This window comes from Undibacterium sp. Ji83W (assembly GCF_049340385.1).
Taxonomy (GTDB): Bacteria; Pseudomonadota; Gammaproteobacteria; order Burkholderiales; family Burkholderiaceae_D; genus Undibacterium.
Genome location: NZ_JBMPOZ010000009.1, coordinates 98,378 through 124,236, shown reverse-complemented (window position 1 = coordinate 124,236; position 25,859 = coordinate 98,378). Strand labels below are relative to the sequence as shown.

The 25,859-nt window shown below is 50.5% G+C and carries 25 protein-coding genes; 7 read left to right on the top strand and 18 right to left on the bottom strand.

Features of this window, described 5'->3' with window-relative positions:
- Positions 1 to 92: 92 nt before the first annotated feature.
- From ribBA to ACO0LD_RS16360, 3 genes are all read right to left on the bottom strand, one after another.
- Complete coding sequence (gene ribBA, locus ACO0LD_RS16370; RefSeq protein ID WP_423008635.1) at positions 93 to 1,211, bottom strand: bifunctional 3,4-dihydroxy-2-butanone-4-phosphate synthase/GTP cyclohydrolase II; 1,119 nt, start codon at positions 1,209 to 1,211, stop codon at positions 93 to 95.
- A gap of 168 nt (positions 1,212 to 1,379) precedes the next feature.
- Entirely contained in the window at positions 1,380 to 2,249 is an 870-nt protein-coding gene (locus ACO0LD_RS16365) for a PhzF family phenazine biosynthesis protein (RefSeq protein ID WP_423008633.1), read from the bottom strand.
- A 29-nt stretch (positions 2,250 to 2,278) separates the two neighbouring features.
- On the bottom strand, positions 2,279 to 3,268 hold the full coding sequence (locus ACO0LD_RS16360; protein ID WP_423008631.1) for an XdhC family protein: 990 nt from the start codon (positions 3,266 to 3,268) through the stop codon (positions 2,279 to 2,281).
- A gap of 167 nt (positions 3,269 to 3,435) precedes the next feature.
- Here ACO0LD_RS16360 and ACO0LD_RS16355 point away from each other — a divergent pair, with 167 nt between their 5' ends.
- Positions 3,436 to 4,944, top strand: a complete 1,509-nt coding sequence (locus ACO0LD_RS16355) for a peptide MFS transporter (RefSeq protein WP_423008629.1) — start codon at positions 3,436 to 3,438, stop codon at positions 4,942 to 4,944.
- Between the two features lie 71 nt (positions 4,945 to 5,015).
- Here ACO0LD_RS16355 and ACO0LD_RS16350 read toward each other — a convergent pair whose 3' ends face one another.
- Entirely contained in the window at positions 5,016 to 5,873 is an 858-nt protein-coding gene (locus ACO0LD_RS16350) for a DUF1653 domain-containing protein (RefSeq protein WP_423008627.1), read from the bottom strand.
- Positions 5,874 to 6,335: 462 nt separating this feature from the next.
- Between ACO0LD_RS16350 and ACO0LD_RS16345 the strand changes: the two genes are divergently transcribed.
- From ACO0LD_RS16345 to ACO0LD_RS16335, 3 genes are all read left to right on the top strand, one after another.
- Complete coding sequence (locus tag ACO0LD_RS16345) at positions 6,336 to 7,625, top strand: MFS transporter (protein WP_423008625.1); 1,290 nt, start codon at positions 6,336 to 6,338, stop codon at positions 7,623 to 7,625.
- Between the two features lie 170 nt (positions 7,626 to 7,795).
- The gene (locus ACO0LD_RS16340; RefSeq protein ID WP_423008623.1) at positions 7,796 to 10,048 is read left to right on the top strand and encodes an OPT family oligopeptide transporter; all 2,253 of its coding nucleotides are present in this window, start codon (positions 7,796 to 7,798) and stop codon (positions 10,046 to 10,048) included.
- Between the two features lie 132 nt (positions 10,049 to 10,180).
- Entirely contained in the window at positions 10,181 to 10,450 is a 270-nt protein-coding gene (locus tag ACO0LD_RS16335; RefSeq protein ID WP_423008621.1) for a hypothetical protein, read from the top strand.
- A 103-nt stretch (positions 10,451 to 10,553) separates the two neighbouring features.
- Here ACO0LD_RS16335 and flgL read toward each other — a convergent pair whose 3' ends face one another.
- The 11 genes from flgL to flgB all read right to left on the bottom strand — a co-directional run bounded on the left by flgL (position 10,554) and on the right by flgB (position 21,590).
- Complete coding sequence (flgL, locus tag ACO0LD_RS16330; RefSeq protein ID WP_423008619.1) at positions 10,554 to 11,780, bottom strand: flagellar hook-associated protein FlgL; 1,227 nt, start codon at positions 11,778 to 11,780, stop codon at positions 10,554 to 10,556.
- An 8-nt stretch (positions 11,781 to 11,788) separates the two neighbouring features.
- Positions 11,789 to 14,047, bottom strand: coding sequence for a flagellar hook-associated protein FlgK (flgK, locus tag ACO0LD_RS16325; protein ID WP_423008617.1), 2,259 nt, complete (start codon positions 14,045 to 14,047; stop codon positions 11,789 to 11,791).
- A 115-nt stretch (positions 14,048 to 14,162) separates the two neighbouring features.
- Entirely contained in the window at positions 14,163 to 15,098 is a 936-nt protein-coding gene (gene flgJ / locus ACO0LD_RS16320; protein ID WP_423008615.1) for a flagellar assembly peptidoglycan hydrolase FlgJ, read from the bottom strand.
- Between the two features lie 9 nt (positions 15,099 to 15,107).
- The gene (locus tag ACO0LD_RS16315) at positions 15,108 to 16,196 is read right to left on the bottom strand and encodes a flagellar basal body P-ring protein FlgI (protein WP_423008845.1); all 1,089 of its coding nucleotides are present in this window, start codon (positions 16,194 to 16,196) and stop codon (positions 15,108 to 15,110) included.
- A 72-nt stretch (positions 16,197 to 16,268) separates the two neighbouring features.
- Complete coding sequence (locus ACO0LD_RS16310) at positions 16,269 to 16,934, bottom strand: flagellar basal body L-ring protein FlgH (protein WP_423008613.1); 666 nt, start codon at positions 16,932 to 16,934, stop codon at positions 16,269 to 16,271.
- A 52-nt stretch (positions 16,935 to 16,986) separates the two neighbouring features.
- Positions 16,987 to 17,769, bottom strand: a complete 783-nt coding sequence (flgG, locus tag ACO0LD_RS16305; protein ID WP_422952096.1) for a flagellar basal-body rod protein FlgG — start codon at positions 17,767 to 17,769, stop codon at positions 16,987 to 16,989.
- Between the two features lie 86 nt (positions 17,770 to 17,855).
- A complete protein-coding gene (gene flgF / locus ACO0LD_RS16300) occupies positions 17,856 to 18,596 on the bottom strand; it encodes a flagellar basal-body rod protein FlgF (RefSeq protein ID WP_423008611.1) in 741 nt (246 codons plus the stop codon).
- A gap of 63 nt (positions 18,597 to 18,659) precedes the next feature.
- A complete protein-coding gene (gene flgE, locus ACO0LD_RS16295) occupies positions 18,660 to 19,994 on the bottom strand; it encodes a flagellar hook protein FlgE (RefSeq protein ID WP_423008609.1) in 1,335 nt (444 codons plus the stop codon).
- Positions 19,995 to 20,068: 74 nt separating this feature from the next.
- Complete coding sequence (locus ACO0LD_RS16290) at positions 20,069 to 20,743, bottom strand: flagellar hook assembly protein FlgD (RefSeq protein WP_423008607.1); 675 nt, start codon at positions 20,741 to 20,743, stop codon at positions 20,069 to 20,071.
- A gap of 22 nt (positions 20,744 to 20,765) precedes the next feature.
- The gene (gene flgC / locus ACO0LD_RS16285; protein ID WP_162040922.1) at positions 20,766 to 21,170 is read right to left on the bottom strand and encodes a flagellar basal body rod protein FlgC; all 405 of its coding nucleotides are present in this window, start codon (positions 21,168 to 21,170) and stop codon (positions 20,766 to 20,768) included.
- A 15-nt stretch (positions 21,171 to 21,185) separates the two neighbouring features.
- Entirely contained in the window at positions 21,186 to 21,590 is a 405-nt protein-coding gene (gene flgB, locus ACO0LD_RS16280; protein WP_423008605.1) for a flagellar basal body rod protein FlgB, read from the bottom strand.
- 182 nt (positions 21,591 to 21,772) lie between these two features.
- On the opposite strand from flgB, the gene flgA reads away from it, so the two are divergent.
- The 3 genes from flgA to ACO0LD_RS16265 all read left to right on the top strand — a co-directional run bounded on the left by flgA (position 21,773) and on the right by ACO0LD_RS16265 (position 23,422).
- The gene (gene flgA, locus ACO0LD_RS16275; protein WP_423008603.1) at positions 21,773 to 22,495 is read left to right on the top strand and encodes a flagellar basal body P-ring formation chaperone FlgA; all 723 of its coding nucleotides are present in this window, start codon (positions 21,773 to 21,775) and stop codon (positions 22,493 to 22,495) included.
- 128 nt (positions 22,496 to 22,623) lie between these two features.
- A complete protein-coding gene (gene flgM / locus ACO0LD_RS16270; RefSeq protein WP_423008601.1) occupies positions 22,624 to 22,929 on the top strand; it encodes a flagellar biosynthesis anti-sigma factor FlgM in 306 nt (101 codons plus the stop codon).
- Between the two features lies 1 nt (position 22,930).
- Positions 22,931 to 23,422 (top strand): flagella synthesis protein FlgN, encoded by a 492-nt coding sequence (locus tag ACO0LD_RS16265; RefSeq protein WP_423008599.1) that lies wholly within the window; start codon positions 22,931 to 22,933, stop codon positions 23,420 to 23,422.
- A 93-nt stretch (positions 23,423 to 23,515) separates the two neighbouring features.
- On the opposite strand, the gene motD is transcribed toward ACO0LD_RS16265, so the two are convergent.
- From motD to ACO0LD_RS16250, 3 genes are read right to left on the bottom strand one after another with little or no spacing between them, the layout of a single operon-like run.
- Positions 23,516 to 24,361, bottom strand: a complete 846-nt coding sequence (gene motD, locus ACO0LD_RS16260) for a flagellar motor protein MotD (RefSeq protein WP_423008597.1) — start codon at positions 24,359 to 24,361, stop codon at positions 23,516 to 23,518.
- A 42-nt stretch (positions 24,362 to 24,403) separates the two neighbouring features.
- Positions 24,404 to 25,144: a flagellar motor protein gene (locus ACO0LD_RS16255; RefSeq protein WP_423008595.1), complete on the bottom strand. Its 741-nt coding sequence runs from the start codon at positions 25,142 to 25,144 to the stop codon at positions 24,404 to 24,406.
- Positions 25,126 to 25,857 (bottom strand): RNA polymerase sigma factor FliA, encoded by a 732-nt coding sequence (locus ACO0LD_RS16250; protein WP_423008593.1) that lies wholly within the window; start codon positions 25,855 to 25,857, stop codon positions 25,126 to 25,128. Before ACO0LD_RS16250 ends, ACO0LD_RS16255 begins: the two co-directional genes overlap by 19 nt.
- Positions 25,858 to 25,859 lie beyond the last annotated feature (2 nt).

Sequence of the window (25,859 nt, the reverse complement as noted above, 5' to 3'; positions counted from 1 at the left end):
TTCTTGCGCTTTTCGCGCCTGATGTGATGTGAGTGATGAAAATGCACTAAAAAGACCGCTGGCGACACTGCTGCGGCCCGGCACTCTCATCCTTATTTGTCTGCGCACGGCTTATCGAGATACCCAACAACTTCGAGATTAAATCCTGTCATGGACGGCATCTTACGTGGATTGGCCAGCAATTTCATCTTGCCCACGCCTACATCCTTCAAAATCTGTGCACCTATGCCATAGTTGCGCAAGTCCATACGTGCGGCACGGCCTGCTGGCTTGGTTTCTGGCGTATCAAGTGCCTTGAACTGGTCAAACATCTGCTCGGCAGTTTCTTCGCAATTAAGCAAGACAATGACGCCGGAATCTGCCTTCTTGATGGCTGCCATGGCCGCAGCGACATTCCAGGAATGCGTGGTAGCCTGGCTTTCCAGCAAATCGATGATGGATACTGGCTGATGCACACGCACCAGTGCTTCTTTTTCGCGGCTGATATCGCCATGCACCAGCGCCAGATGGGCAGAGCCACTGGGTTTGTCGCGATACACCAGGGCCTTGAAGCTGCCATGCACGGTATGCATTTCACGTTCAGCCACTCGGTCAACAATGCTTTCTGTCTGGCTGCGATAATGAATCAGGTCGGCAATCGTCCCTATCTTCATATCATGTTCTTTGGCGAACTCAAACAAATCAGGCAGACGGGCCATGGTGCCGTCGTCCTTCATGATTTCGCAAATCACCGATGCCGGGGTCAGGCCAGCCAGCTCTGCCAGGTCGCAACCAGCCTCAGTATGGCCAGCACGCATGAGGACACCGCCTCTTTGCGCCTTCAGCGGGAAAATATGGCCAGGCTGGACGATGTCAGCCGCAGTGGACTTCTTGTCAACAGCAACCTGTACCGTGCGGGCACGGTCAGCAGCTGAGATGCCAGTGGTCACGCCTTCTGCCGCTTCTATCGACACCGTAAAGTTAGTGCCAAAGGAGGTGCCGTTGCGGCTGGTCATCATGGCCAGGTTCAACTGATCACAACGCTCTTCTGTCAAAGTCAGGCAAATCAGGCCACGGCCAAACTTGGCCATGAAATTGATAGCTTCCGGGGTGACAAACTCGGCGGCCATGATCAGGTCGCCTTCGTTTTCTCTATCTTCTTCATCAACCAGTATCACCATGCGGCCAGCGCGCAATTCGGCAACGATTTCCTGGGTAGTAGACATGCTCATAGGGGAATATCCTGAACCGGGCCACAGACACAAGTTCGTCGGGCCGCTGGTTTTTCAGTGCAAATGAATGAAGTCGCTATTTTAAAGGATTTACGCCTGCTCTTCCCGTGCTTTATGTTGATTTATGCGCTACCCAGCTTGATTTATGCCTGATTCAGAAGAATTTTTCTAGATTTGCAGCTGGCCTTGTGCAATTTCTATCACCTTGCCACCTACCCGTATGTTCTTGTCTGTCGCCACATCCAGATAAAGCTGGCATGGCCGCCTGACTTGAGCACCCTGGGCAATGCGCATGCTGACTGGCAAATCACGCCCCTGATGCTGCCACCAACCACCCAGATTGGCACAGGCAGAACCTGTGCCCGGGTCTTCAGCAAAGCCACCACCCTGCTTGGCAAAGAAATAACGTGCTGTTACGGCCAAGCGCTCATCCCCCGCCAGTGGATCATCAAAGGCAAATACATAGACAGACTTGCGCCCCAGGCTATTGGCTGGCCAGATCGGCAACTTGCCCACGTCTGGCTTGGCACGTAAAACCGCTTCGCGTGAATTCAGGGGTAGCAGCATTTGTTCGCTACCAGTGTTGATCCACAGTGGCACAGAATGAATGTCGTCTTCATTCAGGCCAAGCAAAGAAGCTGCTTCGGCGACAGATAAACCGCTCGCTTTGACCACAGGCGCGCCCTTGTGCGGCGTAGTCAGTGTCCATATGCCATTCTCAAGACGCAGATCTACCAGGCCCGCCTTGCACTCAAGCGTAATCTCGCTGGAATTGCTAAGGCTGCCAACCACCTGCGCCGTACCCAGGCTGGGATGCCCGGCAAAGGGCATTTCTGTATCTGGCGTGAAGATACGCATTCTGGCGGTAGCGACATCTGAGGACAATACAAACACTGTCTCAGACAAATTGAATTGCAGAGCCAGTGCCTGCATTTGCTCATCCGACATGCCTGTGGCATTTTCAAATACACAAAGAGGATTACCACCCAGAGTTTCTTCGGCAAACACATTCAAGAGACGAAAAGCGTAGTCGGTCATCGTTTTTTCACTATTCTTTCTTCAAAAAATCAAGCCAGCGTGGATTTGGCATGGGCGACATTGACTTCAGCAGGCAGCAAGATGCGATTTTTTACCGCTGTCAATTCAGCCAGTATGGAAATCGCAATCTCAGCTGGGGTTTTGCTGCCTATATATAAGCCGATGGGACCATGGAGTTTTGCCAGTTGCTCATCATTGAGGTCAAATTCCTTCAACCTCTCCCTGCGCTTGGCATTGTTGATGCGAGAGCCTATGGCACCAACATAAAAAGCATCTGACTTCAAGGCTTCCATGAGAGCCAGGTCGTCTAGCTTGGGGTCATGTGTCAGTGCGACCACGGCACTGCGGCTATCCAGTTGCATTTCCAGGACCAGGTCGTCAGGCATGGCATGGATCAATTGCACGCCCTCGACTTGCCAACCGCTACGATATTCTTCACGCGGGTCGCAAACCGTAACTTGATAATCCATGCCAACTGCAATACTGGCCAGGAATCGTGACAACTGCCCTGCCCCTATGATGAGCAAGCGCCAGCGCGGGCCGTGTACTGTCGTCAAAGCGTCATCAGTAATCTGTAATTGCTGGCCCGGGTCGGCCTTGGCAAGTGTCACTTCCCCAGTACGCAAATCCAGGCGTCTCGCCAACAATTCATGCCTTTGCAAACCTTGCAATAAAGTGTCCACCTTGCTGCGTACTGACAAAGGTTCTATTGCCAGTTCTATCGTGCCGCCACAAGGCAGGCCAAAACGGTGTGCTTCATCGGCGGTAATGCCGTAGGTGACGATCTCCGGCAAATGACGCTGCATGCCCTCACGCTGCACTCTTTCTATCAAGTCGTCTTCTATGCAACCGCCAGAGACAGAACCTACCACCTGCCCGTTGCCTGCAATAGCCAGTGTGGCGCCTTCCGGTCTCGGGCTGGAACCCCAGGTCTTGATAACGGTGACCAGTTCGCATGGCTGCCCCGCCTTGATCCAGGCGTCACAGGTTTTGAGTACTTCGAGATCTATGCTATCCATTGCTTCCTATGATCTTGTTTATCCGAAAATGAACTGACTTGACTATCATTCATTTTCGCATGTTTTTGACTTTGACCTTCCCCATAGAAATTATCTATACAAATTGTCTTATTCCCAGTATTTCTTTGCATTACAATGCCTGCCAGACCACCACTCTGGAGACCACCTTGTCCACAATCAAACAAAGATTGGCCGCCGTACCCGAAGGCGCAGGCGCATTGTTTTTCATACAAATTTTCGCCACCCTGGGTTTTGCTGTCCTGTATTCCACCCTGGTGCTGTATGCGACCAAGAAGCTGGGCTTCACCGTCAAGGACGCCACAGCCATCATGGGTGTGTTTGGTGCTTTCAATTATGGTTTGCATTTGTTTGGTGGTTATCTTGCCGGTCGTTTTATCAGTAACCGCAACCTGTTTGTAGGCGGCATGATCCTGCAAGTCATAGGCTGCGCGACTATTTCCACAGGTACTTCAGCGACGCTGTACTGGGGCCTGGCATTCTTCCTGACTGGCAGCGGCTTGAACGTCACCTGCCTGAACCTGATGTTGACGCAACGCTTCAAGCCTGAGGACAATCGCCGTGAAAGCGCCTTCCTGTGGAATTATGCGGGCATGAACCTGGGCTTTTTTATCGGTTTCACCGCTGCCGGTTATTACCAGTTGCAGGAAGACTATGCCAGCCTGTTCATCTTCGCTACCATAGGCAATTTCATGGCGATCGTGCTGGCAGCAGTCAACTGGCGCAGGTTATGCGACTTGAACACGACGCTGCTGGATGCCACGGCAAACCAGTTCCGCATGCGTTTTCTGGTTGGCCTGGCTGTCATGGCTGGGTTGGTGCCGCTAGTTGAATTCATGCTGCACCGTGCAGAAATGACGGGTAACCTGGTTATGATCATCAGTGTTGCAATCGCTGTCATTTTTATTATCCTGACTGCGATCCACAAAGAACGCCGCGAGCGCAATAACATGACGGCCTATGTCTTGCTGACCATAGGCTCACTGGTATTCTGGACCTTGTATCAAATGGCCCCGATGGGCTTGCAACTGTTTGCTGTCAATAATGTGGACCGCATGGTCTGGGGTTATGAAGTGGCGCCGCAATGGATACAAAACATCAATAGCTTCGTCATCATGTTTGGCGGCCCGCTGATGGCGATGCTGTTCGACAAGCTGCGTGCCAAGGGCTGGAATATCGATATCCCGCGCCAGTTCTCTGCTGCCTTGGTCATCATAGGCGTAGCTTTTCTGGTTCTGCCCATAGGCATAGCAACCGCTGCAGGTAATGGGCTGGTCGCTTTCAAATGGATATTCATCAGCTACCTCCTGCAAAGTATTGCTGAACTGCTGATTTCCCCTATCGGTTACGCCATGATAGGCAAACTGGCACCACGTCAGTATCAGGGCGTGATGATGGGTACCTGGATGCTGGTAACTGGCACGGCTTCTATCCTGGCCAGCAATTTCTCAGGTTTGATACCTGAGGCGACTGAAGGCCTGGCGTCTTCCACCAATCCAACCTATAACTACATCTTCTCCCTGCTAGGCTGGGGTAGTGTCGGGGTTGGCGTGGTACTCATCATCCTGATACCTGTATTGCGCAAACTGATTACGGACGGGCCTGCCAAGGCCGTGCCAGCAGTAGCAAACCCGGCGGTACAAGCTGAGCCTGCATGATAAAGAAATGAAACAAGAATGAAGAAAAAAACGCGAACACAATGACATGTGTCCGCGTTTTTATTTATTGATTATTCCTTGATAGGTGTAAAGCGCATTACCTCTGCACCATTTACCTGTATTTTTTCAAAAAATACAGTCTCTGGCCGGGTCCAGATTGAGCCATCAGGTGCGCGATAAACGATGACGGGACTGAGATCGGATTCCTGCGTTGCTTCACAAACCAGTTCATAAATCCCGCCTTTGTAGTGGCGGTAACGCTGTACTCCCGTTTTGACAGGCAATGCAGGACTTGCCTCCACAGCAGGCGTGGCACTGTGTTTTTTCAGAAATGCAGGCACCTTTGCTGCCGTCAGTTTATTGATGTCTTGCAGCAAACGGGGATCAATCGCGGCATAGCCATAACGCTGCCCCAGCTCACCGGCAATACGCAGCATCAGGGCAGATGCCACTTCCGCATCTGCCTCGGCCCTATGCGCAGAACCTTTGAAACGTATGCCCATCGAAGCCGCCAACGGCCCCAGTGAATAAGTGCTCAAGCCAGGAAAAACCCTGCGCGCCAGCTTGACTGAGCAAATCACGCCATCGTAGGCTGGCCACAAGCCCAGCCTGTCGCTCTCGGCCAATAAAAATTTTTCGTCAAAACTGGCGTTATGGGCCGCCAGCGCATCAGTACCAATAAATTCCACCAATTCAGGCAGCACTTCGGATGCTGGTGGTGCCCTGTCCACCATGGATTGGGTAATGCCTGTCAATTCAGTAATAAAGTAAGGGATACGCACATTGCAATTGATGAGGCTGACATAACGGTCAACTATTTCACCGCCAACTATACGCAAGGCTGCCACTTCGGTAACGCGCCCTCCCTGGTCTGGTGACATGCCGGAGGTTTCAAAGTCAATCATGACTACAGGTTTTTCAAACATCATATTTTTTTCACTAGCGGGAACTTATGAAGAGCAATACAATCTATCTGTACTGTGCGTCAATAAAAATCTGTGACGCGGGGTAATTTTCTGATTCAATTTTCATTCACTTTCAACCCTCAGGACTCGGGTAAATGCACTTGCAAACTACAGCGTCACTAGTAACACCGTGGTGCAACCAGGCTTTTCAGCACTGGCGACGTAGCTTTGCGCATGCCCCAAGCCCCATTAAGTTCGAATAGCTCTACTAGTTCGACTAATCTGCGCTAGCTGCCAGATGCTCCGATGATACGGTAGTAATCGCTGACCCAGTTTGTTCAGCCATACCAGGCCAAACCAGGCATTACATATCATCCATCTTTATTTTTTTTGCTACATCCTGGTTGCGCATAGACGCCCAGACCTGTGTACTACTATTCATCTCGTCAAGAATAAAGACACGGGCAAATTATTGTATTGCTCATTATGAAAAATAAAATTTTAGGACTGTTTTCGCTCCCGGAAAGGGATTTATTACGCGATCTTGTCTACAGGCGCTTGTGGACTTCGATACTGATCAGCTCATTTGGTGCGCAGGTGACCATGCTGGCACTGCCACTGACAGCAGCTATCTTGCTGCATGCCAGCGCTACCCAGATGGGGATGCTGACCTTTATGGAAATCCTGCCCTTTGTCTTGCTGTCACTGCCTTCCGGCGTCTGGCTGGACAGGGTACGCAAGCTGCCTGTGTATGTCGTCGGCGAAATCATGATTTCCATCTCGGTCGCCAGTGTGCCTGTGGCCTGGTGGCTGGGTTATCTGAACATGAGCTGGTTATATATAGTTGGCTTCATGATCGGTGTGGTCAACACCACGGCAGGTACGGCTTCGCAAATCGTGCTGACGCAGATCGTACCGCGTGACCGCCTGGTGGAAGCACATGCAAAAAATGCCCTGGCAACTTCTGGGGCTGAAGTTGCGGGTCCGGCTACTGCCGGTGCTTTGATCAAGTTGCTGGGTGCACCGATAGCCTTGCTGGCTGATGCCATTCTTTTACTGACATCCGCCGTGATCTTGCGTGGCATTCACGTCAATGAAGTCAGGGAGCCGCGCGCAGACGCGCATTTCTGGCGTGATTTAAAGGCGGGGCTGTCCTTTGTCGCCAATAAGCCTTTGCTGATCGCACTGGCCTTGACGGTGGGTGGCTGGCAGCTTTGCTATAACGCAGCGCTGGTCGTGCAAATCCTGTTTGCTACGCGCGAACTGGGCTTGTCCGAGCAAGCTGTTGGCCTTAGTTACATGGGTATGGGTGTGGGTACCATTATCGCCAGCGTGTATGGCAGCCGCATCAGCCGCAATATCGGGCCTGGCCCATGCATGGTGCTGGGTGTGGCTGTCTGTGGTCTGGGTTGGGGTTTGCTGGCTTTGGCACCGACCAATAACTGGGGCATCGCTGCATTTGGTTTCATGCTGATGTGTTTCTCCATAGGCGGCGTGCTGATCTTTATCAACTTCCTGGCTTTGCGCCAGGCTGTCACGCCAGAAGCCATGCTGGGCCGCATGACCAGTACCATGCGCTGGCTGATATTGATACCCGCCGGGCCTGGTGCACTGATAGGTGGCTGGTTGGGTGAGCACATGGGTTTGCGCTATGCCCTGGGTTTTGCCGGTGTGGCAGCCTTGTTGCTGGCGATACTTGCCGCAAAAAATCCTATCATCCGGGGCATTACGGTCTTGCCGCGCCTGAGCAAACAGGAGGAGATGCAACAAGTTTAAGGATGGCATTGCAAATAGGCTGAAAAAAGCGTGATAATGCGCGAATATTTATGTTTTTTTAGCTATCCCCCTCAGGAGACCAGAGGGGGATTATTTATTCGCCGTGCTGAAACAGATCACCCTCTTATTCAGCTTCTTTGACAACAATAGGTAGACCAATGCCAACAGAAATGTCAACACCTGATGCCAAGCCGGGTTTCAAACCCTACATCCCTGCCTCAGCCCAGCTTCCCGAAATGACCGCAAGAGCCCTGATCATGGGTGTATTACTTGGCATGGTTTTCGGTGCATCTTCATTGTATCTGGTACTCAAGGTCGGTTTGACCGTCAGTGCCTCGATTCCGGTAGCGGTGATTGCCATCACCCTGTTCCGCCTGGGCAATAAGCTGGGTGCAAAAGATGCGACCATTCTGGAAAACAGTATTACCCAGACCGCAGGTTCCGCTGGTGAATCCCTGGCCTTTGGCCTGGGCGTGACCATGCCGGCTATCCTGATCCTGGGCTTTGACCTGGAAATTTCCCGCGTCATGCTGGTTGGCTGCCTGGGTGGTTTGTTGGGTATTTTGCTCATGATCCCCATGCGCAGAACCATGATCGTGGAAAAACATGATGAACTGAAATATCCTGAAGGCACGGCCTGTGCCGAGGTCTTGAAGGCTGCAGCGACTGATTCTTCCCGCGAAGCAGCCGGTGAAACAAATAACCCCAATGCGGCAGATGATGCCAGCAAGCGTGCTGCAATTATTTTTGGCGGATTTGGCATAGGCTTGCTCTACAAGATTGCCAACGTCGCTCTCAAAGGCTGGAAAGATACGCCTGAAGTCGTATTTGGTGCCCCACTCAAAGGTGGTTCGCTGGGTGCAGAAGTATCCCCTGAATTGCTGGGCGTAGGCTATATCATCGGCCCGCGCATTGCCTCTGTCATGGCAGCCGGTGGTGTCATGTCTTACCTCTTGCTGATACCAATGATCAAGTTCTTTGGTGATGCATTGAGTGTACCACTGGCTCCAGGAACCAAACTTATTAGCGAAATGAGCTCACATGACGTACGTGGCGCTTATATTCTGTACATCGGCGCTGGCGCTGTTGCTGCCGGTGGCCTGATCAGCCTGATGCGTGCCATGCCTACTATCTGGCGCAGCTTGTCGGCTGGTTTATCTGGCCTGGGCAAAGGGGCTGCGGCAGCAACTGCACCGCTGCGTACGGACCAGGATATCCCCATGAAATGGGTAGTCATCGGTGCCTTGGCCATTATCGCCATCATCACTTTTGCGACGCCGCTGCACATGAACTTCCTGGGCGCCTTGTTAATCCTGGTATTCGGCTTCCTGTTTGCTACTGTCTCTTCCCGTTTGACTGGTGAGATTGGCTCTTCTTCCAACCCTATCTCTGGCATGACGGTAGCAACCCTGCTGTTCACTTGCCTGATCTTCCTGATCATGGGCTGGACTGGTGGTCAATACTATGTCACTGCCCTGTCTGTTGGTGCGATTGTCTGTATCGCTTCCAGCAACGCTGGTACTACGTCACAGGATTTGAAAACCGGTTACATCGTCGGTTCTACCCCACGTTTGCAGCAATATGCAATCCTGGCAGGTGCCCTGTCATCGGCCCTGATCCTTGGGCCTATTCTGTTGAAGCTGAATGACTCTGGCACTGTGTATGTACCAGCAGCGCAGGTTGCACCTGCTCTGCAGACAGATGCATCAAAACTGACCGACACTGCGCAACTGCAAGGCCCGCAAGCTGATACAGACAAAGGCACATACAAGGTCTGGCACAAGAATGACAATGTCGGCGGCCCTGCTGGTAAATACTTTGTCGACAATGCCGGCAAGGCAGTCTATCTGGTTGACCCGGGTATCAATGGTGCTTACAACAAACGCCCTGACGGTACTGAAGTCAAGAAATACGATGCGCCTAAAGCCGTGCTGATGTCTTACATCATCAAGGGTATCCTGGACCGACAACTGCCCTGGACCCTGGTCTTGTTTGGCGTGATGATTGCGCTGGTACTGGAAATGGCAGGCATACCATCGCTGGCCTTTGCGGTTGGCGTGTATTTGCCATTGTCATCCTCTGCCCCGCTGTTTGTCGGCGGCATGATACGCTGGGCGGTAGATCGCCGTAACAACAAGCTGGAGCATAATAAGCATCTCACTGAAGAAGAGAAACAGGCAGCGGGCGACCGCAGTTCTGGTGTCTTGCTGTCATCTGGCTATATCGCAGGTGGCGCGCTGGCTGGCATTGTGATTGCATTCACCGCTGGCATCCTGACTGATTTCGACAAGAAAATCGGTGACTGGGCCACGGCAAATAACCCGTTCTTTGAAGGTGTCAATGCCAATGCCTTGTCCATGATCCCATACGCGTTGATTATCATTGCGCTGTATTGGGTAGCGCGGGAAAAGAAAACTTCCTGAATGTAAAATTTGGAATCTGAAGTTTGAAATCTAAAGGCTTGATTGCTCAAACAATCAAGCCTTTTTATTTTGCCTGCTGCAGAATGACAGAGACCAAGTACAATATCCCCAATAATTAATTTGGAAATAATCATGTCTGCACCTCAAGCCGCTGTCGATTGCAAGAACCAACCTGTCGTCGTGGGCGATATCGTCCGTGTGGTCAATCTCGACAAAAGATTTATCAAGAGCTTTCCCGAAGATGAACGTATCCTCATCGAATCGATGATAGGTCAGTTTTTTAAAGTCATCGCCATGGATGAAGAAGGCGCGCCCTGTGTCGTGCGCGAATGGCATGACGAGCATGGCATCATGCAAACTCATGTGATTGCACTGGATGCAGAAGATATGGAAAAGATTTAAAGAATATGACGCATAAACAAAAAAGCAGCCGAGGCTGCTTTTTTGTTTTGCTTTTTGTTTTTTAACTTGGACTATCCAATATCATCCAATCGATCATCAGCGATCAACGAATATAGTCAAACAATGACAGCCCCGACGTTTTGACAAATGACTGCTGTGCTGCTTGCAAAGTAGTCTGCTGCTGATTGAGTTCAGTAATGGCCTTGGCATAATCAAGATCCAGCAAGGCAGACAAATCCTGCTTGAAGGCGACGCCCTTGGCATCACCTTCGCTGTCCAGATCATCGATTTCTTTCAGGCTGGTACCCAGTTGCGCACGTACTGTCAGCACATTATTCAATGACTTGTCGAGATTATTATTGCCTTGCGTGAGCGCGGCATTCAAATCTTTTTTGGCTGCAACCGTATTTGCTGGTGTATTCAGGGCGTTGATGATGTCGGTGACAGTCTCAAAAATATTCTGATTACCAGGCTGCACTGAGAATTTATCGCCAGGACCAGGCGCAACTACCGGTGGTCCACCGGCGTTGGTGACATTCAAATCTATGCCATCAAAGGTAACCGTTCCGCCGCTGACATACGGGGTCAATGGCACCACCACGTTACCCGTGGTTTTATTTGTGACAGTAAATGAAGTACCCAGATTATCAAACGCAACTTCGTAGTTATTACCCGTCAGATTTGCCGAGGTAGGTACATTGATCGACGCATTGGCCACCGCCAGCCCAACATTGGAAGGGTTGGACTGCACATTGAACTGACCGGCCGAGGTGCGGATATTTTGAAAAATATCCGTGCCGGGTCCGCTGATTGGTATCTGCCTGGAAGTATCTGCCTGGATAAATCTTTGACCCTGATCACCATTATAAGCAGCGCCACCAGCAATTTTTGTATAAGGCGCTGTGGTCGTATTGAAACCGGAAAACAGATAATTACCCGTGCCGTCCGTAGAATTTGCCAAACCAAACAACTGGTCAAGATTGCCCTGGAGTTGCTGGGCAATAAATCCACGCTCGGTATCTGTATAAGAACCATTACCTGCCTGAACAATAAGCGTCTTGATATTGTGCAGCGTATCGGTGACATTACCCAAAGAACTTTCAGCTGTGCTGAGATTGTTTTTGGCAGCCTGGCGGTTAGTGGCAAACTGCGTATTGATAGAATCTGACTGCGAAATAACCAGTGCACGCGCAGACGCGATGGGATCATCTGCCGGAGTCAATATACGGCGGCCAGCAGCAATCTGTTGCTGGGTCTTGTTCAAGCCGACCTGCAGGTCACTAATGCTGGCGCCGCCGGATTGATAAATAGTGCTGGTACTGATACGCATGATTACCTCTATCTGCCCAACGCCAATAAGGAGTCAAACAATGTACTTGCAATTTGCATCAGCTTGCCTGCTGCCTGATAGGCTTGCTGATAACGTAATAAATTTGCTGCTTCTTCATCCAGGTTCACACCGGATTCAGATTGTTGGGCCGTGATATTCTGGGCCAATAATTTTGTTTCAGAGGCATTGGTAATTTCCAGCTCATGGGCCTTGTTGCCCACCAGGCTGACGAACTGGGCATAGCCACCCTGAAAAGTCGTAGTACTACCAGCCACAGTATTTTTAGTTTGTAAATTACTCAGGATAACTGCATTGCGGTTATCGCCAGAGCCATTGGTGTTCGGAGCTACATTAAACACATCGCCATTGGCAGGATTACCCGAAACAGAAAAACTGATACCGTTATAACTAATGGTAGATCCCGAAGTATAGGGAACTGCCGTGCCTGCCGGATAGATGGTCGATACACTGCCATTGGTCACGGTGACATTGGCAGTAGCGGGAAAACCGGTGATTGTATTACCTGCAGCGTTGTATGTCAGCGTACTTGCCGCTACCGGCAAAGCCGCTGCCAGGGTAAAGGTGTCACCATTGGCGGGTGGTGTGACCCCATCCTTGATTGCAAAGCTGATACCGCTAAAACTGATGGTGGCACCACTGGTATATGGCACGGTCGCTGGAGGCGGATAAGTTGTCGTGACTGCGCCAACTTTGACTGACACGGTCGCACCCGCCGGAAAACCGGAAATCGTGTTCGCTGGTGAAGCAAATGTCAGGTTGACTGGAGCAGCCAGGGTAGAACCAAGAAAAGAATCATCAGCAGTCGCAGGCCCTATGGTGGCAGTAGCCGAGTTACTGCCAGATGACACCTGCGAATTGGCAACACCAACGCTGATCTTGCCACTACCTGTATTGGTTGTGGGAAAAGAAGTCGTTAAAGGAGCCGCTGCTGCCAGTTTGGCAGGATCTTGTATAGCCACTGCAAAAGTGGAACCACCAGCCGCTGTTGGTCTGATCAAATATTCGTCGCCGGCAGCTGGCACAGCCGCCGCAGGTGGTGGTGCCAGCTGAAAGTTAATACCATCAAATTTTAAAGGCAGGGTTGCAGAAGACTGCGTTGCGCCATCAGACAAACGGGTAATCTTATAATTACCACCTATAAACTGCAGACGATAATCACTAGTGGTTAAGGCCGTCGTATCGGTAATAGTGGCGTTAATGCTGGCCGTCGAAGTATTCAGTGCACTTGGGGTAGTCACAGGCCCGGCGACACTAAAGAAATTACCGCCAACCTGCCCATTCAAATCCAGGCCAAGTTTTTGCTGGTCATTAAATTGCGTGGCAAGACCTATCGCTATCCTGCCTATGCTGTTTTGCGCAACATCCAGAGTGCTGGCACGAAAATCGAACAAACCGCCCAGCTTGCCACCCGCAAAACTGTTTTCAGGCAATAAGACTGGCACACCGTTGGCCAGGTAAGACACTTCTGTACGGGTAGGATCAGTCAGCGACTGGCTCACTGCCAGTTGATTGACATTGCTACCGAGTACAAGTGGCTGACCATTACCAATGAAGACATTGTATTTTGCGCCTTGCGGCACCACGCTGACCTTGGTCAGCTTGCTCAATTCAGTAACGATTTGATCTCTCTGATCAAGCAAATCATTCGGGCCACTACTGCTGCTGGAAGTACCTTGTGCCTTTTCAATAGTGTCATTCAAGTTCGCCAATTGCGTTGCATAGCTATTGATCGCATTAACCGTAGTGCCAATTTGACCATTGACGTCAGCAGAAATCTGGTCGAGACGTGTCTGCAAGCCATTCAAGCGCCCGGCCAATGATTGCGCAGATGACAATGCCGCCTGGCGCGCTGCGGCACCTGCGGTACCGTTGGGGCTGGCGGCCAGATTTTGAAAAGCCTTGAAAAAATCCTGCAATGCAGGTGTTACACCTGCGGTCGGATCAGCAACCAGATTATTGATCTGGCTGATTTGAGTGAAATACACGTCAGCCTGGTTTTTGGCAGACTGGGAAGCATTCACCTGGCCACCGAGGAAAGAATTGTATTGGCGCTGTATCTGGGTAACAGACACGCCTTGCCCTATGAAAGACCCACCAAGATTTTGCGGCTCATTCGCAGCTTGCAGAATAGTTTGACGGTTATAACCGGGTGTTGATGCATTGGCAATATTATGACCGGTCGTCGTAATGCCCAACTGCGCCGCATTCAGTGCAGACAATCCAATGCCAAATATATTTGAACCCATAATTGAACCTGCTTTTTTGCTAAGTTATACACCCAGTGCTTTCAATCATGTTTTCGGTGCGATTCCGTAAAACTTTAATCTGATTGCACTTTCACTGGGGAAACTTATATTGAAATTATGTTGAAAGGGAGTTTTTGATGATCTTTGTTAGCTTATTGGCATACTCAGGATCAGTGGCATAACCAGCTTTTTGCAAACCCTGGGCAAAGCTTGATGCATCTTTGGAATTTGCAATCACGTTTTCATAACGTGGGTTTTTAGTAATTAATGATGCATAGTCCTTAAACGCATCCGCGTATGTATCATACGCCCTGAATTTCTCTACCTTGCGCTGAGCCACGCCATTTACATATTCTGTTGTAACAGCGTCAACTGTCTTGCCTTTCCAGCCTTTTGTTGCCTTCATGCCAAAGATATTGTGGCTGCTGGAGCCATCAGCAGTTTTGATCTCGCGGCGACCCCAGCCGCTTTCCAGTGCGGCCTGACCCAACATGAATTTGGCAGGAATACCCGTTTCCTGGCTGGCCTGCTCTGCATGTACGGCCAGTTTCTCCTGGAATTCACGTACATGGTTAGGTCCAGTATAGGCAGTTTTTGGCGCGTTCGCTGGCATTTGCTCAAACTTGAGGTTATCCAGGTAAGTGTTAATACCGCGCACGCTGGCAGAACTCCCCATATTGCCGAAGTTACCAGTGGAGCTTGCATTCGCAGACTTACTGCTGGTATCGCCCTCCAGCGCCTGGTTCATAGCGTTATTGGACAATTGCCTGACCAATACGTCTGCCAGACCCACACCCTTTTTTGCCATGGTTTGCGACAATTGCTGATCCAGCATGGAGGTGTACATGCGGCTTTGTTCACTATCAAAGGGGCCATCCTGTCCACCTGCCTGACGCATGGATTTCAGCATCATGTTCATGAACAATGCTTCGAATTGCTGGGCGGCACCCTTGATCGCTTCAGGCGAGTTATTCCTGGCCGACTGCTTAAGCTCATCAAGCCCTTTGCTGTCGAAAGCCGTTTTATCGGTGAAATCGGTGCGACCTATCATCACGATTCCTTAGATAATTTCCAGGTCTGCACGCAGGGCACCAGATGCCTTGATCGCCTGTAATATGGCCAGCAAGTCTTGTGGTGTAGCACCAATGGCATTCAAAGCCTTCACCACATCAGACAGGGAAACACCCGCCTTGAGTATTAACAGTTGCCCGGCATCTTTGCTGATCGTGACAGTTGAATTTGCAGTCGGCGCAGTTTGTCCAGCGGCCAGGGCATTTGGCTGGCTAACGGTATTATCTGTATTGATGACAACGGACAAATTACCATGTGCCACTGCACAGGTTTCCAGTGTCACTGCCTGGTTCATGACGATGGAACCAGTCCTGGCATTCAAAATCACTTTGGCGGCCATTTGCGCTGGCGTTACATCAATGTTTTCCAGATTACCCAGGAAAGATACACGCTGATCGGCAATGGCCGGTGCTTTTACCTGTATCACACGACCATCCATGGCTGCAGCCGTATCCGGGCCAAAGCGGCGATTGATTGCGTCAACAACTCTGCTGGCGGTAGAAAAATCAGAGCTGTTCAATTCCAGCTGTATGGTCGCACCCTGCGCCACGGAATTGGGCACAGACCTCTCTACCGTCGCACCGGAAGAGATTTTACCTACGCTTAAATGATTGATTTGCGCCTTGCTGCCATTTGCAGAAGCACCAACACCACCAACCAGCACATTACCCTGTGCCATGGCGTAAATCTGGTTATCAGCACCTTTTAGAGGAGTCATCAACAAGGTGCCCCCACGCAGGCTCTTGGCATTGCCCATCGATGACACTGTGATGTCCAGTGTTTGCCCTGGCTGCGCAAAGGGTGGCAAGGACGTGGTCACCATGACTGCGGCCACATTCTTTAATTGCAGGCTGGTACCCACAGGTATGGTGACACCCAGTTGCTGCATCATACTGATAATACTTTGTACGGTAAACGGGGTTTGTGTGGTTTGGTCACCACTGCCATCCAGGCCAACGACCAGGCCATAGCCGAGCAACTGATTTTGCCGTACGCCCTGTATGCCTGCCAGATCCTTGATACGCTCTGCACGACTTTCCGTTGTGATCATGGCAGCCATCACGGCCATGGCAAGCATGGCGGCCTTGATCATTCTGGATGTGGGAAGTGCGTTCATAAAACTATCCTGACAATTCGCTATAAACATTCACTACAAAGGAAGGAAGCTAAGGAAAAACCGCGCAAACATGGAACTCATTTCTGTCACATCAAGCTTCGACGTGGAACGATATTCAAAACGCGCATCTGCCACCTGGGTGGAAGCCACGACATTACCTGCTGCAATCGTGGTGGGGTTGATCACGCCGGAAAAACGCACGAACTCTGCCCCTTTATCAAAGGCCAGCTGCTTCTCGCCACTGACCAGCAGGTTCCCGTTAGGCATGACATCGATCACTGTCACGGCGATCGTGCCGGTAAAATTATTACTGGCAGTTTGCGCACCTTTTTCATCGTATTTGGTAGAAGACGAAGTGGCCAAACCAGCCTGCGCTGTTGTCGTCGCAGGAATACCAAACACAGTAGGCGCGGCAAAAGAAGCTGCACCTGACTTGCTGTTGGATGCAGCTGCAGCCTTGCCTGCCGAAGTTTTCTCGACGATAGAAATCGTCAAGGTGTCACCAACCATACGTGCCCTGGCATCTTCATACAAAGGGCGATAAGTAGCTTGCTGGAAAATCGCACCATTCGCCTGCTTTTGTGGCTTGGCCGATTGCGCAGGAATAGAGGTAGGCTGATGCACGATAGGCGGCGGCGTCATTGCGCAAGCCGTGAGTGCCAGCAACGGAAACAGTAAGAAAAATTTTGTGTATTTCATGATGTACTCACCAACCAGGATTCAACAATATGAATGCAGACTCTTATCATCTCTACAGTTGCGACAGACGCTGCAACATCTGATCTGATGTAGTGATTGCCTTGCTATTGATTTCATAAGCGCGCTGGGTCTGTATCATATTGACCAGTTCCTCTGCCACATTGACGTTGGACGTTTCAACAAAGCTTTGCATCAGCAAACCAGCGCCATTGGTGCCAGGTGTGTTCGTACCAGGGTTGCCGGACGCTGCTGTTTCCACATACAGGTTTTCACCCATCGCCATCAAACCGGCGGGGTTGATAAAAGTGGCCAGTTGCAGTGAACCGACTTGCACAGGCGCGATTGAACCTGGCTGTGTCACCGACACCGTACCGTCGCGTCCCACTGTAATGGATTGCGCATTGGCCGGAATGGTGATTGCAGGCTGGATCACAAAACCGCTGGAAGTGACCAACTGTCCCTGATTATCTGTCTGGAAGGAACCATCGCGGGTATAGGCAGTAGAACCATCAGGCAGCAAGACCTGGAAGAAACCCTGGCCTTGTATTGCCACATCCTTGCTATTGCCGGTCTGTTGCAAGTTACCTTGAGTAAAAATCTTTTCTGTGGCGACTGGACGTACACCAGTACCGAGTTGCAAGCCTGAAGGCAATTGCGTTTGTTGTGAACTTTGCGCACCGGGTTGGCGTATATTCTGATACAGCAAATCTTCAAACACTGCGCGTGAACGTTTGAAACCATTGGTGCTGACGTTGGCCAGGTTATTGGACACTACGTCCATTTGCGTTTGCTGCGCATCCAGGCCAGTCTTGGCTATCCATAATGAACGTATCATTGCTTTCCCCTTGTACCTTGGTTTACTTTGCCTCGCTTTATATGTACGGCAAAGCCTTCTACAAGGCTATTGTGCTACAGAAGCACTCAACTCAAAGTCAGGATCTGACTGGCTTTAGTGGCGTTATTCTCGGCATTCTGCAAAAGCTTCATTTGCATTTCAAAACTGCGCGCCAGATTAATCATGTTGACCATGGATTCGACGACATTCACATTGCTGTTTTCCAGCATGCCGCCAGCCACACCCACCAGAGGATCGGCATCGACGGCAACACCATCCTTGGTTTTGAATAAACCGTCATCTCCACGTACCATATTTTCTTCAGGAGGATTGACCAGTTTTAACCTGCCTATGACTTGCACCGCGTTTGGTTTGGTACCTGTGGGGATAGTCGATACCGTGCCGTCCTTGGCGATGGCAATTGACACTTCCGGCGGTATGGTAATAGGACCGCCATCACCCACCAGAGTCAAACCACTCTGTGTCTGCAAGATACCGTTTTCGCTGACTTTCAAACTGCCATGTCTGGTAAAAGCCTCGGAACCGTCGGCCTTTTCCACCACCAGCCAGCCCTTGCCCTGCATTGCTACATCCAGCTCACGGCCTGTGTTTTGCATGGCACCGGTAGAAAAATCCGTACCCACGGTAGCATCCACCACGAAAGCACGGGTAGGCAAACCATCGCTCTTGACTGGCACGGCACGGAAAGAATCGAGCTGCGCCCGAAAACCCGTGGTCGTGGCATTCGCCAGATTATGCGAGACAGTAGCCTGCTGCTCAAGGATATGCTTGGCACCGGTCATCGCGGTATATACCAGTCTATCCATGAGCTGCTCCAGTTTGTCCGAGATTTAAAACATGCATATCAATTCAGGTAATGGCTGCCGCTATTACCGCAGGTTGACCAGTGTTTGCAAGACCTGATCCTGGGTCTTGATGGTTTGTGCATTAGCCTGGTAGACGCGTTGGGCTGTGATCATGTTCACCAGTTCACCCGTCAAATCGGTATTTGAATCCTCGGTCGCAGACGAAGTCAAAGTACCCAATGCACCAGAATTTGGTGGCCCGACCAGCGCATTGCCAGAAGTTGCAGTTTCTATCCACTGATTATCACCAGTCGATTGCAAACCATTCGGATTGGTAAAATTAGCCAGCACCACTTGCGCCAGAACAGCTGTTTTACCATTGGTATAGCTGCCGACGATGGTGCCATCTTTTGCTGTATTAAATTTGGCCAGTTTGCCGGATGCATAACCATCCTGGGTATTTTTACTGACGCTGAAATCTGAACCAAATTGCGTAGTACCAGTGAAATCGTATTTGATATCAAGCGCCGTATTAATCGGTGTCACAGCACCAGTACTAACTGGCACTGTCAAAGTAGTCGCACGCGGATCTGTAGCAGAAAACTGTGGCGTTACCGAACTCAATTTACCAAGATTATCAAAACCAAGACGGGTAATGGAATTGGCTGTAGCACCGGCACCAGCGATCAGAACACCATCAACAGTGGCAAAGACATCCCACTCTATCGTCACTGGCAAGGTCGGTGGCGTTAAAATATTGTCGCGCTTCACAAAGAATGACTGGACGACATGCGAATTACCCAAGCTGTCAAACACAGCAATTGAAGTTGAGCTGTTATAGGTAGTTGGATCGGTCGCACTAAATGCGATAGGTGTAATCACTGGCGGGATGGTCGCCGGTAACTGCGTACCCGGCACCAGCTTGCGCGAATCCAGATTCATGACAGCATTGATCAGCGTTGACTGTGCTGGCGCAATATCTGAGGTATTGATATTGATAGGTGCTGCCGCACCCGTAGACAATACACCTGCAGCATTGGCCACATAGCCAGTCAATTGCGCACCTTGCGCATTGACGATATTGCCCAGCTTATCGAGCTGGAACTGGCCATTGCGTGTGTAGGTGATGGCACCATTGGTCGACATGCGGAAGAAGCCACCACCGTTAATTGCGATATCGAGTGGATTATTCGTCGTCGAGATATTACCCTGCGTGAATTGCTGCACGACGCCCGATACTTTAGTACCAATACCCACAGTACCTGCAGAAGAGCCATTAAGTGAATTGGCATAGACGTCGGCAAATTGCGTTTGTCCTTGCTTGAAACCCACGGTGCTGGCATTGGCAATATTATTACCAATCACATCCAGGGATTTGGAAGCAGCGTTAAGTCCACTCAGTCCTTGTTGAAAACCCATGATATTTCTCCCTTACTTAGGCTAGTTCGTTGTTACGCATTACTACAGGATTTGATACAGGATTACTCCAAGGATCAATAAATTTGTCTTACATCATTCATGCTGATATCACCAATATTCGGCAGGCTGAGCTTCAAGCCCTGAGAGCTAGAGGTAATGCTCGATACCACGCCAAATGCCAGGCTGGTCGCATCCAGTTTTTTGTCTGCCGCATTGGCGACAAATTCGAATTTATAGGCACCATTGACGGCTGTCGTACCGGCGTCGGTTTTACCATCCCAGGTCAGGGTATTCACGCCTTGCGGCAAGGCACCCAGCGTCATTTTTCTGACGACCACGTCCGAGCTGTCACGGATCACCACTTCGACATTGCTGGCGGCCTGCGGTAATTCAACGCCGTAGATACCCTTGCCATCTGTGACTATCATGGAATTACCAGGCGCAATCACACCGTGGCCTATCATGCTGGCGGCCTGCAGGTTCTGCCCACTCTGGAAACTGGCGCTCAGGGCAGTGACCGAAGCATTAAGCTTATCAATACCCGACACCGTCGACAATTGCGCCAACTGACTGGTCACCTGGGCATTGTCCATGGGGTTCAGCGGGTCCTGGTTCTTGAGCTGGGTTACCAGCAAAGTCATGAAGGTGTTTTTTGCATCTTCTGTCGAATTTGCTGAAGCTTTCGCCCCGTTCATCGTCGCCAGCAATGTTGGATCGACGGTGCTGCTTTGTACGCCAGTGGTAGCCATGATCTATTCCTTACAGAAAATCTTATTGCCCTAAAGTCAAGGTTTTCAGCAGCATGGTTTTTGCCGCATTCATGACTTCTACATTGTTTTGATATGAACGTGATGCTGAAATCATATTCACCATTTCTTCCACCACATTCACATTTGGCATGGCGACATAGCCTTTTTCATCCGCCATCGGGTGTTTCGGGTCATACATCAGTTTAGGCGGATTAGTATCTTCTACAACCTCATTTACCTTGACGGCAGTAGACGCAGTACCAGCAACCGGCACCGCGCTGAACACCACCTGCTTGGCTTTGTAAGGCGTACCGTCTGAACTGGTGACACTGTCTGCATTGGCCAGATTGCTGGTCACCACGTTCAGGCGCTGTGACTGCGCACTCATGGCTGATCCTGCAACATTGAAGACATTAAAGAGTGACATGATGATTATCCTTGATTATCCCTGTATTGCTGCCAACATATTCTTGATCTGCATATTGATGATGGTCAGGCTGGCTTCATAACGCAGGGCATTGTCGGTAAATTGATTGCGTTCCACATCCATATCCACGGTATTGCCATCCACACTACCCTGCACTGTCGGCCGGTATTGTGCGGCCATGCCTGCCACGCTACCCGGTGTATCAATATGCTGCGCTGCAGTTTTGCTCAAGGCAGTCGGCGACTGGTTCAGGTTTTGTCCCAGCGCATGGCTAAGAGCACTGGAGAAATCAATGTCCTTCGCCTTGTAATTAGGCGTGTCAGCATTGGCAATATTGGATGCCAGCAATTGCTGACGCTGCCCCCGGACTGACAAGGCAGCCTCGTGAAACTTCAAAAAATCATCTAATCTGCCAACCATCTTTCTCTCCTCTGCCGCTGCGCTTAGCACTTAAAGCACACAAGGGTTTTCTATACCTTGCATCTTATTCGCCACAGCACAAGTTTGATCAGGCAAGCAGAAAGGGAAAAACCCGTTTATTCACGCTTTCAAAAAAGCCTGTGAATCCTAAAATAGAGTTCAGAACAATCCAGGCAGGAAACATGATGAAAGCCAAATTCAGCAGACTCGTCTGCAAACAGGTTTTAGCACTGGCAATGCTAGGTCTGACATGTGCCAGCCAGGCTACGCCTGCAGCCCAGGCTCAAGACACTGCACAGCTACGCCAGATTGCACTGGACTTTTTGACACTACAGGCCTCAGGCCTGAGCAATGAAGTACTGGTGACCGTGGGTGAAGTTGATAAACGGCTCAACTTACAAGCTTGCGACAATCCCAATCCTTATTTATTACCTGGCAGCAAACCCTGGGGCAAGGTGACTCTGGCGATACGCTGTACAGCGCCGGCCCCCTGGCTGGTCTATCTGCAGGCAAATGTGCAAGTCACGGCAGATTATTACGTTGCCGCCAATGCTCTTACTCATGGGCAAGTTATCGGACTTAACGATTTAAACAAACAAAGAGGCGACATCTCAAAATTGCCAGCGGGCGTCATCACTGCTCCTGAGCAAGCTATCGGCAAAAGCATGCAGGTTTCCATGGCCTCTGGCAGTGTCATGCGCCTGGATGCCTTAAAGAGCCCAGCAGTGGTGCAACAAGGACAATCTGTGCGGGTAGTCAGTAATGGACCGGGATTCCAGGTGGCAACAGATGCTATAGCTCTCAATAACGCAGCAGATGGTCAAATTGCCAAGGCCAAAACCAGCTCTGGACAAACCATCAGCGGCGTTGCAAAGAGTGGTGGCATTATAGAAATAGTTTACTGAGAGTAAGATATTTACCCTATAGAATTAAATGTATGCAATATTTTTTCACAGTAAGGTTAAAGTTTAAAATTACACAGCCGATAAACTGGATGTAGATGTTTGTAAGTCCCACACTAGAGGGTATCGCTGTGAAAATTGATGACGCACTGAATAAGACCGCGGGGCTACCAGTCAGCCCGCAACAGGCTCGCACGGAAAAACCCGCGGAAAATGCGGTACCCGTAGCGAATTCGTCGAAAGTACAAATTTCGACCCTGTCTTCACAATTGCAAGCCTTGCAGAGTACGCAAGCCAGCAATGCTGTGTTTGAGACGAAGAAGGTGGAAGCTATCAAGCTGGCCATTTCCGAAGGACGCTTTCAGGTGAATTCGGAAAAAGTCGCTGACGGGCTTCTGGAAACAGTTAAAGATTTGCTCAACTCCAGAAAACGCTAAAATGAACGCAACAAGTTCCGGACACGCTGCCATTCAACAATGCCTGCAGGAAGAAGTGAGCGTCATGTCGTCGCTCGCCGATCTGCTGAAGCAAGAGCAATCTGCCTTGGTTGAAAGCGATATTGTCCAGCTCAATGACTTTACCCAGAGCAAGGGACAACTTGTGGTCAAAATGACAGAACTTGAAAAAAAGCGAAACAGCTTTTTGAGTGAACTTGGATTTAACGCTGATATTGATGGTATGCAAGCGTATTTGCAGCAAGCCGACGATGCCCAGGCTGTTGCCAAACAATGGGATGCGCTATTGCAATTGACGGGGCAAGCCAAAGAAGACAATCGCACAAATGGCTTGCTGATCAACCGCAGATTGTCACTGAACCAGGCAACCTTAAACTTGTTGCAACAAAATACGAATCAAGCTGGGTCCATGTACGGCCCGAATGGTCAATCGACTGTCAAAAGCACGCCAGGCAAAGGCTATATCGCCACTTAATGCCTACCGTGCCTGACCGCGTCCCACCCTTTTATCGCGCTCAGGCTACCCTCAGCCTTTCCGGGCAAACTTCATTAGTTCAATGTAATTAGTTCAAGGTATCAGGGCAGCTTCAGACAAGGAAGCTGCGGCTGGCCTCACAGCTGGTGCGGGCAATGATGTTGCCGCAGGCGCTGGCAATATAGGCACTTCCACCACTGGTTCTGGCAACACAGCCAATATGGTGACTGATACACGCCGGTTCCTGGCTCGCCCTTCCGGCGTCTCATTATCACTCACAGGCAATTTCGCCCCCTGTCCTACCGCTGTCACCCGGTTTTCATCGACACCATTCTCTGTGAGCAAACGTGCAACCGTACTGGCCCGCACGGCAGACAGTTCCCAGTTAGAGGGGAAGATGGAATTTTTAATAGGCAGATTATCGGTATGCCCTTCTACCTGTATTGCATGGGTATCGATCTTGAGGACACCCGCTATGGCTTTCAGTGCCTGTATGGAATCGATATTCAGACGGGCATCACCCGGTGCAAACAAGAGGCTGGCATTAATTTCTATGGTGATTCCGCGGCTGGTCTGAGTCACCCGCACCTTGCCTTCACGCACCAGGGGCTCCAGCACGGTCAGGATATCCTTGGCCATGGTGGTCATTTGCGCCCGCTCCTTGCGCAAACCCTCGCTGATACGGTTTTTGACCAGCGGCAAAGGATCAAGCTTGATCTTTTGCTCAGTCGGCGCATCAACAGACCTGGGATTAACCGTCATGACCTTGCCAAAGGCACCAGTCAGAGAATTTGACAAGACGCGGTACTTACCCTCGTTGAGAGAGGATATCGCGTACATGACGACAAAAAAGGCAAACAGCAAGGTAATAAAATCCGCGTAAGAAACCAGCCATCTATCATGGTTTTCTGGTTCTTCGTGGTATTTTTTTCTTGCCATAAGTATATTTTCGCAGAGTAGCGTTACCTTGTAGTCTTACCGTCAGTTGCGATGATTGGTCAGTCTTTCTTCCACCACACGCGGGCTATCGCCCAAAGCGATGCTATAAAAAATATCAGACAGCATTTCACGTCGCGTCACTTCACGGCCTATGATTTCTTTCAGTTTATGGCTGACTGGCAAGAATAGTAAGTTGGCCATACCCACGCCATAGATCGTGGCAACAAAGGCAACTGCAATACCGCCACCGAGTTTGGATGGATCACTAAGATTTTCCATCACATGTATCAGCCCCAGCACAGCACCCAGGATACCTATGGTAGGAGAATAACCACCCGCTGCTTCCCAAATTTTGGCAGCCTGGCGCTGCTCCATTTCATACAGGGAAATATCGACATCGAGTATGTCTTTCAGGCGTATCGGGTCTATGCCATCAATCACCAGACGCAGGCCCTTGCCTATGAAGGGATCGGTGGAGGCGTTCATATAACGCTCCAGACTAAGAAAGCCTTCTCGTCTGGCAACCACACTCCAAATCAGTGCATCTGCGACATTTTTTTTGCTGCTATCCGGCGGTTCAGAGACCACCCAGCGCAGCATACGCACGCCGCGCACGAAAGTATTCAGCCTGCTTTGCAATAAAACTGCGCCCAGGGTCCCGATAACCACGATAACAAAAGCAGCTGGCTGCACCAGCGAAGACAGGCGCCCGCCTTCAATCAACTGTCCGCTGACGATGCCCAACACCACCAGTATCAAACCAACTATGCTAGCCCAGTCCACGCTTTCTCCCTTAAGTATGCCCTGAGCCGGGCGACCGCCTGACTATGTAATTGTGAGACCCGCGATTCTGACACCCCCATCACGGCACCGATTTCTTTAAGATTTAATTCCTGCTCATAGTACAGACCCATGAGCAGTTTCTCTCGCTCCGGCAAGCTGTCTATCGCACCGATGACAGCATCGCGGAAGTCGTCATTAAGCAAATCCTGTAGCGGATCGCCAGAAAAATCCGAGCAATAATGATCGAGAAAATGTTCCTTGGTATCTGAATCATGAAAGTCTTCGTAGTACACAAGTTGATGCCCGCCACTGTCGGTGAGCAGGTTCTGGTACTCTTCCAGGCTGAGCTTGAGCGACTTGGCCACTTCCGTTTCCAATGGTGGTCGCCCCAGCTTTTGCTGTAGCACATTCATGGCATTTTCTATCTTGCGCATATTCTGGCGCACGCCACGCGGCAGCCAGTCACTACTGCGCAATTCATCCAGCATGGCCCCTCGTATGCGCTGTACCGCATAGGTTTCAAACTGTGCTCCATGGGTATCTTCATAGCGGTTAACGGCATCCAGCAGGCCTATCATACCGGCCTGCACGAGATCGTCTACCTCCACACTGGGAGGCAGGCGCGCCTTCAACTGGTAAGCCAGACGCTTGACCAGGGGCGCATGCTCCCTTAAAAGGAAGTTTTTATCTGATTTTCCGCTAGCGGTGTACATTT